Origin of the sequence: Lentzea sp. HUAS12 (assembly GCF_024125735.1) — a bacterium.
In the GTDB taxonomy this organism is placed as follows: domain Bacteria; phylum Actinomycetota; class Actinomycetes; order Mycobacteriales; family Pseudonocardiaceae; genus Lentzea; species Lentzea albida.
Genome location: NZ_CP099738.1, coordinates 4,478,218 through 4,495,706, shown reverse-complemented (window position 1 = coordinate 4,495,706; position 17,489 = coordinate 4,478,218). Strand labels below are relative to the sequence as shown.

The following is a 17,489-nucleotide window of genomic DNA, read 5'->3' as shown; positions in this document are numbered from 1 at the left end:
TTCATGAATGGAGTGCGCTTGACCGCGAACGTCGGGCGAGAAGACGGCCAGGACGTCGTCGCCCTTGAGGTCGAAATGGCGCAGGAGATGCCTGAGCATGCGGCGAGGTACGCGCCTGGCGCCCAGGTGCGGATTCGTGACGAGCAGTGGTTGGTGAAGAAGGTCAGCAACACTCGGCATGACGGTTGGATGCTCGAGGTAACCGGCGTCTCCCCGTTTGTCCGCGGAACTGACGCTGTCTTCTACGAGGAACTCGAGAAGCCCGCCGGCATCGAAGTGCTCGACCCTCGGAAGACCCGGCTGGTGGCTGACGACTCTCCGAACCATCGCCGGGCGCGCCTCTACCTTGAGGCGGCGATCCGCAAGACCGCTTTGCCTCAGACGGAGCACGGTCTCGCACTCGCCGACAGCTTCCTCATGGACAAGCAGACCCATCAGCTGCGTCCCGCTGAACTCGCGTTGTCGATGCAGAACCCGCAGCCGCGCATCCTTATCGCGGACGTGGTGGGCCTTGGCAAGACCCTGGAGATCGGACTTCTGCTCGCCGAGCTCATCCGTCGTGGCCGTGGTGAGCGGATCCTCGTGGTGACGCCGGCACACGTCCTGGAGCAGTTCCAGCGCGAGCTGTGGACCCGTTTCTCCATTCCGCTGGTGCGGCTGGACTCGACCGGCATCCAGCGGATCCAGCAGGACATTCCGGCGGGCCGCAACCCGTTCGCCTACTTCAAACGCGCCATCATCTCGGTCGACACGCTCAAGAGCGACGTCTACGCGCACCACCTCGGCAACACCGACTGGGACGCTGTCGTCATCGACGAGTCGCACAACCTGGTCAACCGAGGTACCCGCAACAACGCGCTCGCCCAGCTGCTCGCCCGCCGTACCGATGCCCTGATCCTCGCTTCCGCGACCCCGCACAACGGCAACGCCGAGTCTTTCGCCGAGCTGATCAAGCTGCTCGATGAGGCCGCGATCGCAGACCCGTCGAACTACGACGTGAAGAACCTCGAGCACCTCTACATCCGGAGGACGAAGACTTCACGGGAAGTGCGTGACTCCCTCAAGGGGGCCTGGGCCGACCGGGGACCTTCCTTGCCAGTAGAAGCCAGGGCAACAGGCAAGGAAGAGGCGATCTTCGAGGAGCTCGCTTCCCGGTGGATCCCGCGCGACCGTGCAGCAGGCTCGGTCAGCGATCACCAGCTGCTCCCGTACACGCTGTTCAAGGCGTTCCTCTCTTCCCACAAGGCATTGCGGGAAACCATTGGGACGCGACTGCGCACATTGGACGATGCCAAGGCTCCGAGCGAGATCGAGCGGTCGGCGCTGCTGAACCTCGACCGGCTCGTCTCTCGAATCGAGGACGCCGACTCCGCGAAGCTGACGAAGCTCGTAGAGGTGCTCAACGAGCTCGGGGTCGGTCCCAAGTCGACGACCCGCGTCGTGATCTTCTCCGAGCGCATCGCGACGTTGAAATGGCTCGCTGAGGTCGTACCCGCACACTTGGGATTCCCCGCGGGCAAAAGCGATGACAAGAACAAGCCGTGGCTGTCCTTCGGCGGCGTGGTGCAGGTGATCCATAGCGAGGCCACCGGCGAGGACGAGCAGAAAAAGATCGTCGAGAAGTTCGGTCTGCGGGACGATCCGGTGCGGATCCTGATCACCAACGACGTCGCCTCTGAAGGCGTCAACCTGCACCAGCAATGCAACCAGCTCATTCACTACGACCTGCCGTGGTCGTTGATCCGGATCGAGCAGCGCAACGGTCGCATCGACCGCTACGGGCAGGAACGTTCCCCCGAGTTCCGTGCTCTTGTCCTCACCAGCGACGTGCATTGGCGTGTGGATGAGGAGACTGGTGAGGTCCTCTCGCTCGATGACCGGCTGGTCGGTGCCAAGCTCCTTCGGCGAGAGGAGGAGGCCCACAAGATCGAGGGATCGGCCGAGGCCGTCACAGGCTTGTACCGGGCTAAGGAGGAGGACGACCGCCTCACGAAGGACCTGATCGCGGGCCGCACCGTCGAGACCTCCATCAGGAAGTCGCGGCAGGGCAGCGCAGGTTTCCTCGCGACCATGCTGGGAAACGTGGGTGCGGACTCTGGCCAGGCTGAAGTCGCGATTGCCACGGTTCCGTCAGTGTTCGAGTCCACCGCCGCGTACTTCGACGAAGCGTTGCGCCAGATCTGCCCGACCCGTCCGGAGGACGACCTCTCGTTGCGTCGTGACGAGGACGGCACCATCGCCTTCGAACCACCGGCCGATCTGCAGTACCGGTTCAAGGCGCTACCCAAGTCCTATTTGGATGAACAGGGCATCCTGCCGACCTCGACAAGGTCCGGCCGGCTGCTGATGACGTTCTCCAAGCAGCTGGCCGAAAAGCGGCTCAAAGCAGCACGCGACTCATCGAAAACGTTGTGGCCCAACGTCAGCTACGTGTCAGACGTCCACCCGGTGCTGGACTGGGTGACGGACAAAGCTCTCTCGTCGATCCGCTATGACGAGGCGTTCGTCCTGGCTTACCTGCCCCATGAGCGCCTGTCCGGCCCAGTGTTCCTCGTCCAGGGGATCTACTCCAACGCCCTCGGCAGGCCGGCCGTTGTGGAGTGGATGGCGGTTCTCGGCTTGCCGGACTCGCCGAAGGTGGTGCCGATGGATGCCGACTTCCTAGAGCTCTGCGGCGTGGGGCCGCGGATGCCCGGTCGTGCCACACCGGAGGACAGGGATGGACTGCAACGCCTTGTCCCGCAAGCAATCGATGAGGCCGAGCAGTATCTCGTGCAGCGGGAGAATGAGTACGCGCAGCGCATCGATCGGATTCTCGAGCCTTACAGCAGGCGCGTACAGGAGTGGCGGGGGCAGGCGGTGCTTTTCGCAGCGGGTAAGACAGGACAACAAGGCGTGAATCTCGCCGCCAGTCGCCGCGAGGGTCTCATCGCATCGTTGAAGACCTCCGGAGCACCGATGATGCGCTTGCTCGCCGTCCTCGAGCCGCTGTCCGCCGTGGGAGGCACCGCCCGATGAGCACCGACTTCGATTCCTTCACCAACCGGGGCGAGTACTTCGCGGCGCACTACTTCGCCGATCAGCTCGGCGTGGATCTCAAGAAGGGGCTCCTCGCCACCTGGTCGCTGCGAGAGACCGACGAGCACGACAAGCGCAGGACGCCGCGGCAGAAGCTGCGTGATCTCCGCACCGACTACCTGTCCGAGCGAGTCCGCGCCTTCTTCGCCGAAAGTGCGGAGCAGGACGCGGCGGACGACGATGAGGTCTCCGCTCGGCTGCGCACCCACAACAATCCGGAGTGGGCCAAGAGGCTGGGAGCCTGGCACCAGAAGATTCTTGATGCCCTCGGCTTCGAGGAAGGCCCTACGCAGCTCCCGGTCTACCGGGCCGGACGCGAACACGTCGTGGAGGCCGCATGGCACGGCGATGGGATCGTTGCGGTCGAATGCGGCTGGGCAGCGGTCAACGACTCCGCTCTCGACGCCGATGGCCCTGGACGGCTGCTGCATCCGCTGCGGGTGGGCGCCAGCGAGGCGTACGAGACGGGGCCGGCTCTTGCGACCTGGTTGTTCCAGAGTGAACTGAACGAAGCCGGCGGCGCGCCGCCGCGCTTCGTGATCCTGCTGTGCGGCGGGGTCATCGTGCTCGCCGACCGACAGGCATGGGCCGAGGGACGTTTCCTCACCGTGAATCTGGATGCGGCGCTGGAACGTAACGATCGCAAGCAACTCGGCGAACTGGCCACCATCGCCGCCCTCTTCAGCCACGAGATGCTGGTTCCTGGGGAGGACGGCAAGGGGCCACAGATCGACGCGCTCCTCAAAGCATCGACCGACAACGCGGTCGGAGTCTCCGGGGAGCTCCGTGAAGGTCTTCAGCGCTCGGTCGAGATCATTGCCAACGAGGTGCTGGCGCGGTTGGACGCGGCCGGTGTCGAGCCCCGGCAAGTCGAGGACATCAGGATCCCGTTCGCCAAGGAACTCACCCGCGAGTCGCTGCGCTATCTCTATCGAATCCTGTTCTTGCTGTACGCCGAGGCTCGGCCGGAGTTGGGCATCCTTCCTGCGGATGACGGTTCCTACGAGGCCGGCTACTCGGTAGCCCGACTGCGTGAACTCGTCGAACGCGACGAGCAGCTCATCGAGGAGGAAGCCAGGAACGGGTTTCACCTCTTCGAGTCGCTGCACGTCCTCTTCGACAAGGTCAACAACGGGCACCGCCCGTATGGCACCGAGTCCGATGACGACCTCCCCGGCGACGACGAGGCGACCCGGAAGTCGAAGGCCGCACGTCGAAGCGAAGACCGCGGCCTTCGGTTCGAGCCGCTGCGCAGTGAACTGTTCGAGCCGAACGCGATCCGGCTGATCGGCCGCAGCGTCAACGATCCTCGTGCTGCTGAGGACAGCGGTGCCGTGCTGGATCTGCGGCTGCGCAACTCCGCGCTCCACGAGGTGCTGCGGCTGCTGACGATGAAGAAGGCCACCCGGCGCGGTGACCGCGGTGGGTTCATCTCGTACCGCAACCTGGGCATCAACCAGCTCGGCGCCGTCTACGAGGGCTTGATGTCCTACACCGGGATCATCGCCGAGGAGGAGCTGTGCGAGGTCGCCAAGGGAGGTGACCCGGACAAGGGGTCGTGGCTCGTCCCCGCACACCGGCAGAAGGACTACCCGTCGAGCACGCTCGTCGAGTACGACGAGCACGACAACCGCAAGGGTCTGCGAGGTCCGAAGCGTTACCCGGCAGGCAGCTTCGTCTATCGGCTTGCCGGGCGAGACCGCGAGACGTCTGCCTCGTACTACACGCCGGAGTCACTCACCAAGGTCACGGTCGAGTTGGCGTTGAAGCACCTGCTTGACCAGGAGCGGGACGCCGACGGGAACACGATCAGGACGCCGGCAGCGGAGCTGCTGAAGTACAAGATCTGCGAGCCCGCGCTCGGATCCGGGGCCTTCCTCAACGAGGCGATCAACCAGGTCGCCGATGAATACCTGCGGCGGCGTCAGGACGAGCTCGGAGTCTCGATTCCGACAGCGGACGCCTTGACGGAGAAGCAGAAGGCCAAGGCGTACATCGCGTTGCACAACGCGTATGGCGTGGACCTGAACGCGACCGGCGTCGAGCTGGCCGAAGTGTCGTTGTGGCTCAACACGATGCACCCCGGCATGCGGGCACCCTGGTTCGGCTTGCACCTTCGTCGTGGCAACTCGCTCATCGGTGCACGACGTGCGGTCTATTCGGGGGAGGACGTTGCCTCGGCGGAGAAGGCGTGGCTGAAGGCCAAGGGCGGATTGGCGCCTACTCCGTTGCCGTTCTTGAAGGACGGCGTTGAACAGCCGCTGCCGCAGGACGCGGTGTACCAGTTCCTGCTGCCGAGTCCTGGCTGGGCGGCGGTCGCTGGAGCAACCGAGGCCAAGGAATTCGCTGACAGTGAGGCGCACCAACTCGCCGCATGGAAGAGGGGGATCCTCCAGCGGCCAAAGCGCAGCACGGCGCACCTGAACACGAAGACCGGTGCACCCAAGATCAAGGACGGCAAGCCCCAGCCCGAGGCGCGATCCCAGTTCACCAGGCTCCGCGACGCCGCGAGGCGGGTGGAGTTCCTGTGGGCGCTTGTCGTCAAGCGGATGGAGATCTCCGAGCAGGCGATCGCGCGCCGGATCGACGTTTGGGGCGCTGATCCGACGGACCCCGAGTACGGCTTCCTGCGTCGGCCGAAGCACGCTGTGTCCAAGGAGCAGGTCTTCGAGGACCTCTTCAACGCCGTGGACACGCCCTACTGGCGGTTGAAGACCGTCATGGACGCTTGGTGTGCGCTCTGGTTCTGGCCGGTTGACAAGGCAGCGCTGCTCGACGGGACGGATGGGGCGTACGAGGAAACGGTCGCAGTGGACACCGTGGCAGTTAGTGCGCTGCTTGGTGAATCGCCGGTTGCGTCGACGACCTGGCCTCGGGTCGAGGAGCGCTTCGCCTTGTTCGCCCTGGGGCCTGAGCAGACCTCGCTCGCTGATCTGGAACCGAAGCCTGATGATGAACTGATCATCGAGACCGCGACGATCAGGCAGAGGTCGTTGCCGAAGGCCAAGCCGAAAGCGGTGCCTCTGCGGGATACCATCCCGCTGAAGAATCTCGACGACTGGCTGGACTTCCTCGAAGCGATGCTCGGCACCGGGGACGTGTCCGAAGACGAGATCATCAGTCAGTTCAACAACCTGGACGAGCTCAAGGACTTCGAGGCAGTCCTGCCGGCGTACATGGGGATGGATCCGGCGAACCCCGAGCAGCGCTTCCCGTGGTTGCACACAGTGCGCGATATCGCAGTGGAACACGGGTTCTTGCACTGGGAGCTAGAGTTCGCGCTCGTCTTCACACGAGGCGGCGGCTTCGACATGCAAGTGGGCAACCCGCCGTGGGTGCAGCCGGTTTGGAAAGAGGGTTCAGTTTTTTCCGAGTTTGAACCTTGGTTCGAACTGACGGAGAAGCCGTCTGCTGCAGATAAGGCGCGCCGGAGGGCGGCAGTAGTAGCGATGCCGGATGCTCGTATCTATATCCTTCGGGAGCTGGCGGCGACGGTTGCCATGTCTGAGTACCTATCAAATGTGCAGGTATACCCGTTGATTGCTGGCAGTCAACCGGATCTGTATCGGGCCTTTATGTGTCAGACGTGGAATCATGCGTCCTTCCGTGGGTGTGTCGGCCTTATTCATCCTGACACGCACTTTAACGGAGAACGAGAGGCTGACCTTCGAGAGGCTGCCTATCGAAGACTTCGCGTTCATGCGGATTTCGTTAATGCCGGCAATCGGTTCTTTCCGCCACCCATCGGGCGTTCTAGCCACTTCGGTCTTCATGTATACTCGAGTTGGGGTGAGATAGGTTTCGATCACCTTTCCTGGCTCTACTCGGTTGACTCTCTGCGTCTCTCAAATTCCCATGACGGTAGTGGCGATACTCCTGGCGTGAGATATAATGGAAGCTGGGACGAGCGCCCCCACAAGAAGCGAGTGGTGCGAGTTAACGCTCACACTCTTGCTAGATGGAAGCGATTGTCTGGCGAGCACGGGGTGGCAGTTGAAAAGGTCGCCTTGCTTACGCCGGTAAGTACGGATGAGGATCCCGCAATCGACGCACTAGGGTCCTTTCCGTTGAGGCTTGGGGCATGCGAACCTCAGATCACGCGTGGTTTCGATGAAACTGGCGCACGGAAGCCTAAATATGGTCCCGACAAGAGAAGTCCTCTGATCGACTTCAATAAAGGTCAGACTGATCGTGCGGACTATGAGGTCCACTCTTGGAGTGAGGTCATTCTCAAGGGTATTCAGCTTGGCGTTGCAAATCCGCTCTTCAAGCAGCCGAGTCACGGCGGCGGAGGCTTGCTGGGGCTAAATCATGAGAAAATGTCATCTGACGCGGTTCCTGAGTCAGAGTATCGCCAAACGGTGGACGACGAAACTTATATCGGCGCGCAAGATAAATGGATTGACCATGCTCGGCTGGAGTTGCTTCGTGCTTCTCGTGGCGAGATTGAAAAAACTAGGCTGGAGTTGTCTGCTACTCTAGCTTGCCCGCCTTCTGAAATTACTGACGGTATGGTCGACAATGAGCACGTCAGGAGGTCAAAGCGGCCGTATAGTGAGTTTTATAGACTTGCTTGGCGGCGGCAGATAGCCTCTGATACCGAACGTGCGCTTTATGCGGCTCTCATACCTCCGGGTGCCGCGCATGTAATCTCAGTTAACAGCTTGGCGATGGCTAATCCGCGCTGGACTGCATTGGTTGCTGGATTCTGGGCTTCATTGCCTCTCGATTATTTCCTGCGAGCGACCGGTCGCACTGACTTGCTGGCAACTGGCGCCAAGGCAATGCCTGCTCCGCTGTCAGATCATCCCCTCGCTTCGGCGCTACTGCTCCGCACTCTAAGGCTCAACTGTCTCACTACAGCGTATGCCGACTTGTGGCAAAACGTAATCGATCCTGCATGCATCGGCAATGAGCCCTGGGCATTCGCATGGAAAGGCATGCGCCCACTTGATGCTGTAGGGCTGAGGTGGCAACGCGACACCCCTCTTCGGTCGGAACGTGCCCGTCGCGCCGCATTGGTTGAGATTGACGCCCTCGTCGCAGTGTGGCTTGGTATTCCTGCCGAGACTCTGATTGCTATGTACCGGGCACGGTTTCCAATCATGCAGGACTTTGACCGCGTTACCTGGTTCGATTCTAACGAGCGAAAGATCGCAGGCAATCGTTATGCCTACGGTCATGGCCAGGAGAAGGCGCATTTCATTCAGCTCGAAGGTCATCTCAAAGATCCTAATAATGTGCCGCCGCCAGAGGGCTATTCGGCACCGTTCTATAAGGCCGACAGGGAGGTCGAGATGCGCGAAGCTCACGCTGTCTTTCGGGCTCGTCTTGAAGCCTCTATCGAACGGGGCGAGTGGGATCCGGTCAAGCAGGAGGTGCCGCAGCGGTGAGGCCGACGCTGGAAGCACGTGGGCTCAAGGAAAGCTTGCTGCAGTACCTGTCGACCACCTATGCCCTGACTGATGAAGGTGCACGCGAGTCCCTGCACCGGTTCCTCGGGGACGAGACCTCCGGCATGTTCCGGGGTCCGTTCCTGCGTATCCGCACACCTTTCACCACCGCGGATCCCCGCTGGCGCGAACTGCTGGACTGGAAGCGCGAGGACGGCTGGACGCCGTACGCCCACCAGGCTGAGGCCTTCGGCCGGCTCAGCTCAGCGGGTGGCCGAACCCCGCAGCCAACTGTCATCACCACGGGCACGGGCTCCGGTAAGACCGAGGCGTTCCTGTACCCGATTCTCGATCACTGCGTGCGGGAGAAGGTCGCCGGCTGTGATGGGATCAAAGCGGTCTTCCTGTATCCGATGAACGCCCTCGCGACAGATCAGGCGCAACGTCTCAACGGACTGCTCGTCGAGCACAAGGCGTTGAGCAAGCTGCACGCGGGTCTGTACATCGGTGACCGGGCGGCAACCAAGTACGAGAAGGTCCACACCCGGCGCTCGGACATGTGGCTCTCGCCGCCCGACATTCTCATAACCAACTACAAGATGCTCGACCTGTTGCTGCAACGTTCCCCAGATGCTCCACTGTGGACCGACGCGGACATCCGCTACGTCGTCGTGGACGAGTTCCACACCTACGACGGTGCGCAGGGAACTGACGTGGCGATGCTGCTGCGTCGTCTGGCTGCCGCGGTAGGGGCGCCTGAGCCTGCCCGGCCACTCGGCCGTATTTGCCCGGTGGCCACGTCCGCGACTTTGGGCTCCGGCGCTGGTGCTGACGCGAGCGCGCTGCTCGACGTCGCCACGCAGGTCTTCGGTACCGAGTTCACCGCGGACGCGGTGATCGGTGAGAACCGGCAGTCGGTCGACGAGTTCATCCCTGTTCACGACTTCGATCCGGTCCTCCCGTTCCCGTTGCCCGAGCAGCTTGCCGCGTTGCCCGATCCGGCCACGGGCGAGGAAGCGTTGGCGGATCTGATCGAGGCGGTTACCGGCACTCGTGACCTGGATCCGTTCGTGCTTGGTGCGAACCTGAAGAAGCACATGCTTACCTCGGCCGTCATGCGATCGCTGGACGGCGCGGTGCGGACGGGCGCCGAGATTCTGGACATGATGTGGCGTACTGGCGCGCAGTCGTGGGTGCAGGCGATCACCCGGCAGCCAGAGGTGGCGGCCGGTGCTCTCGCCCGGTTCGTGGCGCTGCTCTCCATCGCGCGTGACCCCGAGTCCAGTCCGGAACGGCCGCGTCCGTTCGCGCACGTCGAGGTACACCAGTGGGCCCGTTCGGTGTCCCGGCTCGTGCGTGGTGTGGTGCCGTGGCCGAAGGCGGAGTTCCGGTGGGACACAGCCGGAACCAATGATGCGCACGGCGCGAACCACGGCCGTACGGCTCCGGTGACGGTGGCGACGTCCGGTCAGTCCGCGAACCTGTTCCTGCCTGCGGTCTACTGCCGCGACTGCGGGCGCTCCGGCTGGGCGGTGTTCTCCCCGGAGAGCGACGACCAGGACGTGGAGTTCGACACTCACAAGATCCGGCGGGCCTCCACCAGCCAGGACAAGATCAGGGTCCGCAACCTGATCGCAGCGACTGATCGTGAGGCGCGTGAAGGCTCCGGCGCCGCACCGATGGCAGTGTCGGCTCGTTCCAGCAGGGACAAAGGCGCACTTGCCCACGGCACGGGTGGGATTCTGCTGGTGCTGGATGGGCCTGAACGTCGGCTGAGGGTGCCCGATCCGCAGAAGGACTACGACCAGTCGACTGGTGAACCGCGTCTGACGGCGCGCGATTCCGCCTTTGTCCTGGTCAACATCGGTGATACCGCGAACACCGCGGCCGGCGAGGACTGGTGCCCGGCGTGCGGTGAGCGCAATGCGATCCGGTACTTGGGTACTGGTGCCGCCGCGCTCGCGGCGGCATCGGTGACCCAGCTCTTCACCGGGGGTGAGCTCGACGAGGAGCTGGCTGAGGACAAGACGCTGATGTTCAACGACTCGGTGCAGGATGCTGCGCACCGGGCCGGGTTCGTTGCCAGCCGTTCGTACACGTTCTCACTGCGTGCGCTGCTGAAGAAGCATCTGTCCGAGGATCGGCCGACGGCACTGAACGACCTGATCGCCGACGTTGTCGCAGCGACCACCGATCCGAAGACCTTGAGCGCGGTCGTGCCGACCGACCTGCACGACCACAAGGGAGTGAACCGGCTGCTCTCCGGTCAGGGTCGCGGTGGAGACCTGAAGACCTGGCGACTGATCGGCGAGCGACTCGCCTTTGAAGCGTTGATGGAGTTCGGTTTCCGGTCGCGCAATGGCCGCACCCTGGAGCTGACGCGCACCGCGGCCGCACAGGTTCGCGTCCCTGACACAGCTGCGGCTGTGGAGCTCGTCAAGACTGTCCACCTCGGGCTCGAACGAGGTGGCGTGGTGCCCGAAGCGCAAGAGGGCTCGAGATATCTGGCGTTTCTGCGCATCTTCCTGGAGCGGCTGCGGACTCGTGGTGCGATCAAACACCACTGGTTGAAGGGATATCTGAGGGAGGCAGGCACCAGCCGATACCACGTCTGGGGTGGTCGGCCCCCAGGCATGCGGGCGTTCCCGAAGGGGATCGGCGCCCCGGTGTTCCTGCTGGCGCAGCCCAAAGCTGGCAGCGAGTTCGACTTCGCCACAGGCCGGCTGTCTTGGTACGAGCGTTGGGCGCAGCGGTGCCTGGAACTGCCGCGTGAACAGGCTTCCGAGTTCTGGAGCCGGCTGCTGCCCGAGCTTGCCGGTGCTGGCTTGTTGTCGGTTGGCACGCCCAACGACAGCTCCGCGCGGATCTACGGGCTGCAGCCGGGCAACATCGACATCCGGTTGTTGACCGACGATGAGGTGAACACCGCGTTTGTGCGCTGCCCAGTGTGTTTCTGGGAGCAGACGGTGCACCCGGCACTGCTGGAGCAGTGGCACGGCCAGCCTTGTCCTTCCTACCGTTGCCGCACCGGTCGGCTTGTCGCCGGAAACCGGCCGGAGGAGCTGGGAGTCCACCAGCGGGATCGCGACTACCGTGCCGATTACTACCGACGCCTGTACCGGCGTGCGGGCACGTACCAAGTGATCACCGCCGAGCACACCGGCATGCTCAGCCGTCCTGAGCGCGAGCGGGTTGAGGCAGCGTTCAAGCATGGCACCGGGTTCAAAGATCCCAACGTGCTGTCGTGCACGCCTACGCTGGAGATGGGTATCGACATCGGCGACCTGTCGGCCGTCGTGCTGGCAGCGCTGCCGCGCCGCCCCGCCAACTACGCGCAGCAGGTCGGCCGCGCGGGACGCCGAACCGGCAACGCTTTCCTGCTGACCATTCCCGATCGCAGTCGCCGGGATCTCTACTTCCTTGACCAGCCCAGGGAGATGATCGCCGGCCAGATCGTGCCACCTGGATGTCACCTCTCCGCGGTCGAAATCCTGCGCCGTCAGTACCTCGCACACCTCCTGGATCTCGCGGCTCGAGGCCGTCTGCTCCGAAACGACGGCGTCCCGTTGCGTGCTATGCCACCGCAGGCGCCTGCGTTGTTCGGTCCGTCTGGGTATCTCGTTGACCTGGTCGAGGTGGCCATCGCTCAGGGCGATCAACTTGTCGAGGGATTCCTGGCCCTGTTCCCTTCCGGGGTCAACGACGAGGCCAAGGCCGACCTGCGGGCCTATGCAACACGCGGGTTGCGCAGCGCGGCCGAGGAGGCTGAACGTGACTGGCGGCGAAGCGAGGACGTTCTGCGCTCCCGTCTGAAGATGATCGACGAGGCGCATGCGGAGCTGCACGAGTCCGATCCGGACCAGGCCAGTCAGAGGGCCGAGCTTGACGCTGAACGGCGGGCGGTCGGCAAGCGCCTGCTCCAGCACGGCATGACGCCTGCGCAGAACGCGATGTGCGACCTCGGGCTGCTGCCGAACTATGCCCTGATCGACACCACGACCACGCTGAACGCCACGCTCTACTGGTCTGAGGGCACGGACCCGGTCACGGGGAAGGACCGGTTCACTTCCAAACTGTCTTCATACGACCGGCCCCGGCGGTACGCGTTGTCGGAGCTCGCACCCGGCAACACCTTCTACGTCAACGGGTACAAGCACGAGATCACCGGCATGGAGATCGGCACCACGGCCCACCGCCAGTGGCAGCAGTGGAGGTTCTGCCAGGACTGCGGTTTCGTCCGCACCGAGAACGCAGTCGAGAACCGCTCGCCGTGCCCGCGTTGCCGCAGCCCCCGCATCGCCGATGATGGCTCGTGCCTGCATCAGGTGGTGGAGCCTGCCGTCGTCACCTCCCGTGGCAAGCGCGAGGATGCGCGGATCGGCGACGACAAGGATGACCGCGATCGGCGGTTCTACACCGTCATCGACGCAGTGGACATCCCGACCGAAGCCATCGAACCGAACACGTCGTGGCGCCACGCCACGCAGACCTTCGGTGTCGACTTCTGCCGGAACGCGATGGTCCGGCGCGTCAACGTCGGCCTCGCACGCTTCGACCGGAGCCTGGAGGACGATCTCGCTGGACAGTCCGTCCGGTTGAGCCCGTTCCACGTCTGCACTGGTTGCGGGGCGGCGACGGCCGACGGCAAACCGGTTTTCGACCACGACACGGATGCGCTGAACTCGTCCGCGGCCCGCAACCCGAAGGTCAAGCACCACCAGCCCTGGTGCCCGTTGCGGCGGGGAAAGCGCGCGGACACGGTGCCTCAGGTACCGGTGTTGCTCGCGCACCAGCTGCGGACCGAGGCACTGCGGGTACTGCTACCCGCGGCGACCGTGCTCATCGAGGAGAAGGTCCACTCGTTCCGCGCGGCGCTGCGGCTGGGCGTGGACAAGCACTTCGGTGGTGATCCACAACATCTGGACACCACCGTGGCGTCCATGCCGGACCCAGCGACCGGGGAACGGCGCCACTTCCTCGTTCTCTTCGACCGGCTCCCCGGCGGTACGGGTTATCTGCACAGGCTCACTGATCCGGTCGCGTTCAGGGCCTCGCTGGCCGATGCGCGGCGGACGCTGCTCGACTGCCCGTGCAAAGACGAAGGCCGCCTTGCCTGTCACCGTTGTCTGCATCGCTACACCGATGAGCGCTATCAGGACATCGTGTCCCGCCGTGAGGCCCTGGAGATTCTCAGCGACCTGCTGGGCACCGTGGACGACCACGGCGAGACGCTCGTCGATGCGTGGGCAGTCGAGAAGCTCCCGCACACCGGGCAGATCGGCCTGGACAGGCAGGTGGAGTCTGACCTTGAGGCTCGTTTCCTGGCAGCTTTGCGAGGATGGGTCACCACCGACGAGAAGGCCACCCTGGACGAGGACGGCCGGGCCAGCGGCTACCTCCGGTTCGCTGACACGAACGGGGTCATCAACTGGCGATTGACCACCCAGCAGGACCTGGACTACACGCGTACCGACTTCACCTTCGAACGGGTCGACGGTCCGAAGCAGAGCGTGACTGTCTACCTAGACGGCTATCGCTATCACGCAACCCGCAAGTACAACCGGCTCGCGGACGATTGCGACAAACGCAACCAGCTCCGCGCAGATGGGCGAGTGGTCTTCCAGATCACCTGGGACGACCTCGACCTGTTCGAAAGCCGGAACAATCGTGCCGAGCCGGTGTGGCCTCCGTACCAAGGGCTTGCCCAGGAACGGGCCAAGGACGTCTACGAAGGACTGGGCGAACACCGCGCCCACCTGGCCGATGCCGTGTTCGTCGACCCGATCCGTTCTCTGCTCGCGTATCTGCGGCGCCCCGACGCCGGGCTGTGGGCACGTCGTGCCAAGGCTTTGGTAGCAGGACTGACGACCTCAGCGGTCCCGATCGCCCAAGGGGTCGATCGGGAGGGTGCAATGGCGGCACTGCAGGCTGAGCTTGCCTCGCACGAGGTCGGACCGGCTGGGAACGACGGGCCGGTTCACGTGTTGCGTGGCACTGACCTGCGTGGGCTGCCCATCGTCTTGGCCGTCGACTTCAGCGATGAGGCTTCTGCCGACACGGTGCGCTGGAGCGCTATCGCGATCATCGACGACAACGACGAGGTGCTGGAGACCGACGAGCACAAGCTCCGCTGGCGTTCCTGGCTCTACTGGTCGAACCTGCTGCAGTTCCTCTCCCGTACGGGTGGAGACGGTGTGCAGCTGGCCTCCAGCAGGGCTGCCGCCTTCCCTGTCGAGATCCTCACCGTCTGCGGTGGCGGGGGCGAGCTGGATTCCCTCGTCGAGCTCAAGAGGCCGAGGAAGGTAGCGGAATCGGACGACTCGCTGTCAGCTGCTGAGCAGGATATTGCGCAGCTGCTGCGAGATGCGTCCTGGGATGACGAGATCCTGCCGATCCTTGAAGAGGACGAACCGGAGTCAGCGCTCACCAGGCTTGCCAGACTGCTTGCCGCACACGGCAAGCGAGCACCCATCTTCGGACACGAGCTCGGCGAGGCGCGCTGGCAGGCGGACTTCGCCTGGGCGGAAACCCGTGTCCGCGTCGCCGTCGTCGCCAAGTCCGACGACGATCACGACGAGGAGGCGAGGAATCGTGATCACGCGTACGCGGAGGCTGGCTGGACGGCTCGCACCGCGGACGCCTGGCTCGACCACCTCGACTTACTTCTCGAACTGCTCCCCGACGCGGAAGGTACCGCCGCCCGATGACCGCACGGCTCAGCCTGTACCAGAAGGCCGAACAGGAGCTGTACAAGCTCGACCGCTCGGTGAAGGCGAAGTTCTACGACTTCTGCCATCTCTTCCGTGACAACCCTGATCATCCTGGACTCGATCTCAAGCCGCTCAAGGGCGATCGCCGGGTCTTCCGAGCCAAGATCGACCAGTCCTACCGGGCGCTGCTTGCCAAGACGGGCATTGACGACAGGGGACAGGAGAACTGGCTCGTCATCGCCGTGCGGCACCGCAAGCACGTGTATGAGGAGCTCTCCGTCGCGGTCAACCGGATCACTGGCGAGATTGAGTTCGTGGATCTCTCAGTGGTCGGCGAAAGCCTGTTGCAGCGCGCCGGTGTCACGCTCACGCCCGCCGAACCGGAACCCGAGACTCCTCGCACCACGCCGAGCAAGCCGAGCAAGTCCGTCGCTCCGCTCCTCGCCGGCATCACAGCTGAGGATCTCCGCGGCCTCGGTGTCACAGACCAACTGATCGATCTTGCCCTCGCAGTCACCGACAGCGGTGAGCTCGACCAGCTGGTCTCCGGTGCGCCACTGCTGTCCAAGGACGTCCTCTACGGGCTTGCTGCCGGTATGAGCATGGACGAGGTTCGCCGGGAGATCACCTCCCAGGTCGAGGTCGAACTGGGCAACGACTATGCCGAGAACCTGAGCGCGGCCCTTGCTCGTACCACGGTCACTACCGTCGACGAGGACCTCAAGGCCGCGATCGAGGAGGGTGACTTCCGCACGTGGAAGGTCTTCCTGCACCCGAGTCAGGCGAAGCTCGTCGCTCGCCACTACAACGGCCCGGCACGAGTCTCCGGCGGGCCGGGCACCGGCAAGACCATTGTCGCCCTGCATCGGGTGAAGCACCTCGCTGAACAGCTGCCGCAGGGCCCAGGCAAGCCGATCCTGCTGACCACGTTCACGAAGAATCTCACCACGGACCTGCGTGCACGCCTCGCCTCGCTGCTGGAACCCGAGTTGTTGGCCCGCGTCGAAATCACCCACATCGATCAGCTCGCCGCGCGAGTTCTCAGCGAGAACGCCGGCGTCGGCGCAGGCAAGCAACGTGTCTACGACACCGTGGCGCTCGGCGTCCTCCGCCAGGTGCTCGCCGAGGTCGACGACCAACGCTGGGACGCCGAGTTCCTGCTGGAGGAATGGGACCAGGTCGTTCTCGGTCAGTCACTGAACACCCGCAAGGCGTACTTCGAAGCCCGTCGCGCAGGCCGCGGCCGGTCACTCACCCGCCCCGAACGCAACCAGATCTGGAAGCTGCTGGAGCAGTTCACCGCACGCCTGGACAAGGAAGGCATCGAAACCTGGGGCCAGGCTGCGGAGCGGGCGGCTCGCTTCGAGATGGAGCGGGCCGCGAAAATCGAGGCACGGCAAGACAACAAGTCTGCCGAAGGACCCGACCAGACCCAGCCTGACGACAGTTCCGGCATGCGCTATCTCAGCCACCGCTACCGGCATGTGGTTGTCGACGAGGCTCAGGATCTCCGCGCCGCGCACTGGACGATGTTGCGTGCCATGGTGCCGAAGAGCCCCAACGACATGTTCATCGCCGGCGACACTCACCAGCGCATCTACGACCACCAGGTCACCCTCGGCACGGTAGGTATCAACATCCGCGGCCGTTCGTCGCGACTAACCCTCAGCTACCGCACCACACGGGAGATCCTCGCCCGTGCCACTGGAGTCGTCGACCCCCAGAAGGTCTCCTACGACAACCTCGATGACGGTGTGGACACCCTTGATGGCTACCGCTCAGTGCTACACGGTCCGGAACCTGAACTCGTGGCCTGCAAATCCTGGGAGGACGAACTGCGCCAGCTCGCCGTCACCTTGACGAGTTGGCGCACAGAGATCTCCACTGGAGACAACGGAGTTCGGCGCGATCCCCGCGGCAACGTGGCCGTCTGTGTCGCAGATAGGGACATGGTCAGCCAAGTCATGCACTACCTCACGACACAAGCCGAGATCAGCTGCGCCGAACTCACCAAGGACGGCCCCAAGGGCGACGGCGAAGTCCACGTCGGCACGATGCACCGGTTCAAGGGACTCGAGTACCAGAAGCTGGCGATCGTCGGCGTTCGCGACGGCGTCATCCCTCGTACCGGCATGATCGAGCGTTACCGGAAGGAAGATCAACAGCGCTTCGCTCGCGAGGAACGCAAAGCGCGCTCGCTGCTCTTTGTCGCTGCGACCCGTGCCCGCGACACCTTGCGGATCAGTTGGCACGGCAAGCCGAGTCCGTACCTTCCGGTGTTGAACGACGCGGTGTGAATCGCGTGCCG

Annotated in this window: 4 protein-coding genes; all 4 read left to right on the top strand. The window is 63.9% G+C overall.

What is annotated here, in order from left to right; all coding sequences use genetic code 11:
* Positions 1–18: 18 nt before the first annotated feature.
* From ND450_RS19730 to ND450_RS19715, 4 genes are read left to right on the top strand one after another with little or no spacing between them, the layout of a single operon-like run.
* Positions 19–3,018, top strand: a complete 3,000-nt coding sequence (locus ND450_RS19730; protein ID WP_253327535.1) for a DEAD/DEAH box helicase — start codon at positions 19–21, stop codon at positions 3,016–3,018.
* Complete coding sequence (locus tag ND450_RS19725) at positions 3,015–8,471, top strand: class I SAM-dependent DNA methyltransferase (RefSeq protein ID WP_253327534.1); 5,457 nt, start codon at positions 3,015–3,017, stop codon at positions 8,469–8,471. The genes ND450_RS19730 and ND450_RS19725 overlap by 4 nt, the downstream gene beginning before the upstream one ends.
* The gene (locus ND450_RS19720) at positions 8,468–15,178 is read left to right on the top strand and encodes a DEAD/DEAH box helicase (RefSeq protein ID WP_253327533.1); all 6,711 of its coding nucleotides are present in this window, start codon (positions 8,468–8,470) and stop codon (positions 15,176–15,178) included. The genes ND450_RS19725 and ND450_RS19720 overlap by 4 nt, the downstream gene beginning before the upstream one ends.
* Positions 15,175–17,478: a UvrD-helicase domain-containing protein gene (locus tag ND450_RS19715; protein WP_253327532.1), complete on the top strand. Its 2,304-nt coding sequence runs from the start codon at positions 15,175–15,177 to the stop codon at positions 17,476–17,478. Before ND450_RS19720 ends, ND450_RS19715 begins: the two co-directional genes overlap by 4 nt.
* The last annotated feature ends 11 nt before the right edge of the window (positions 17,479–17,489 follow it).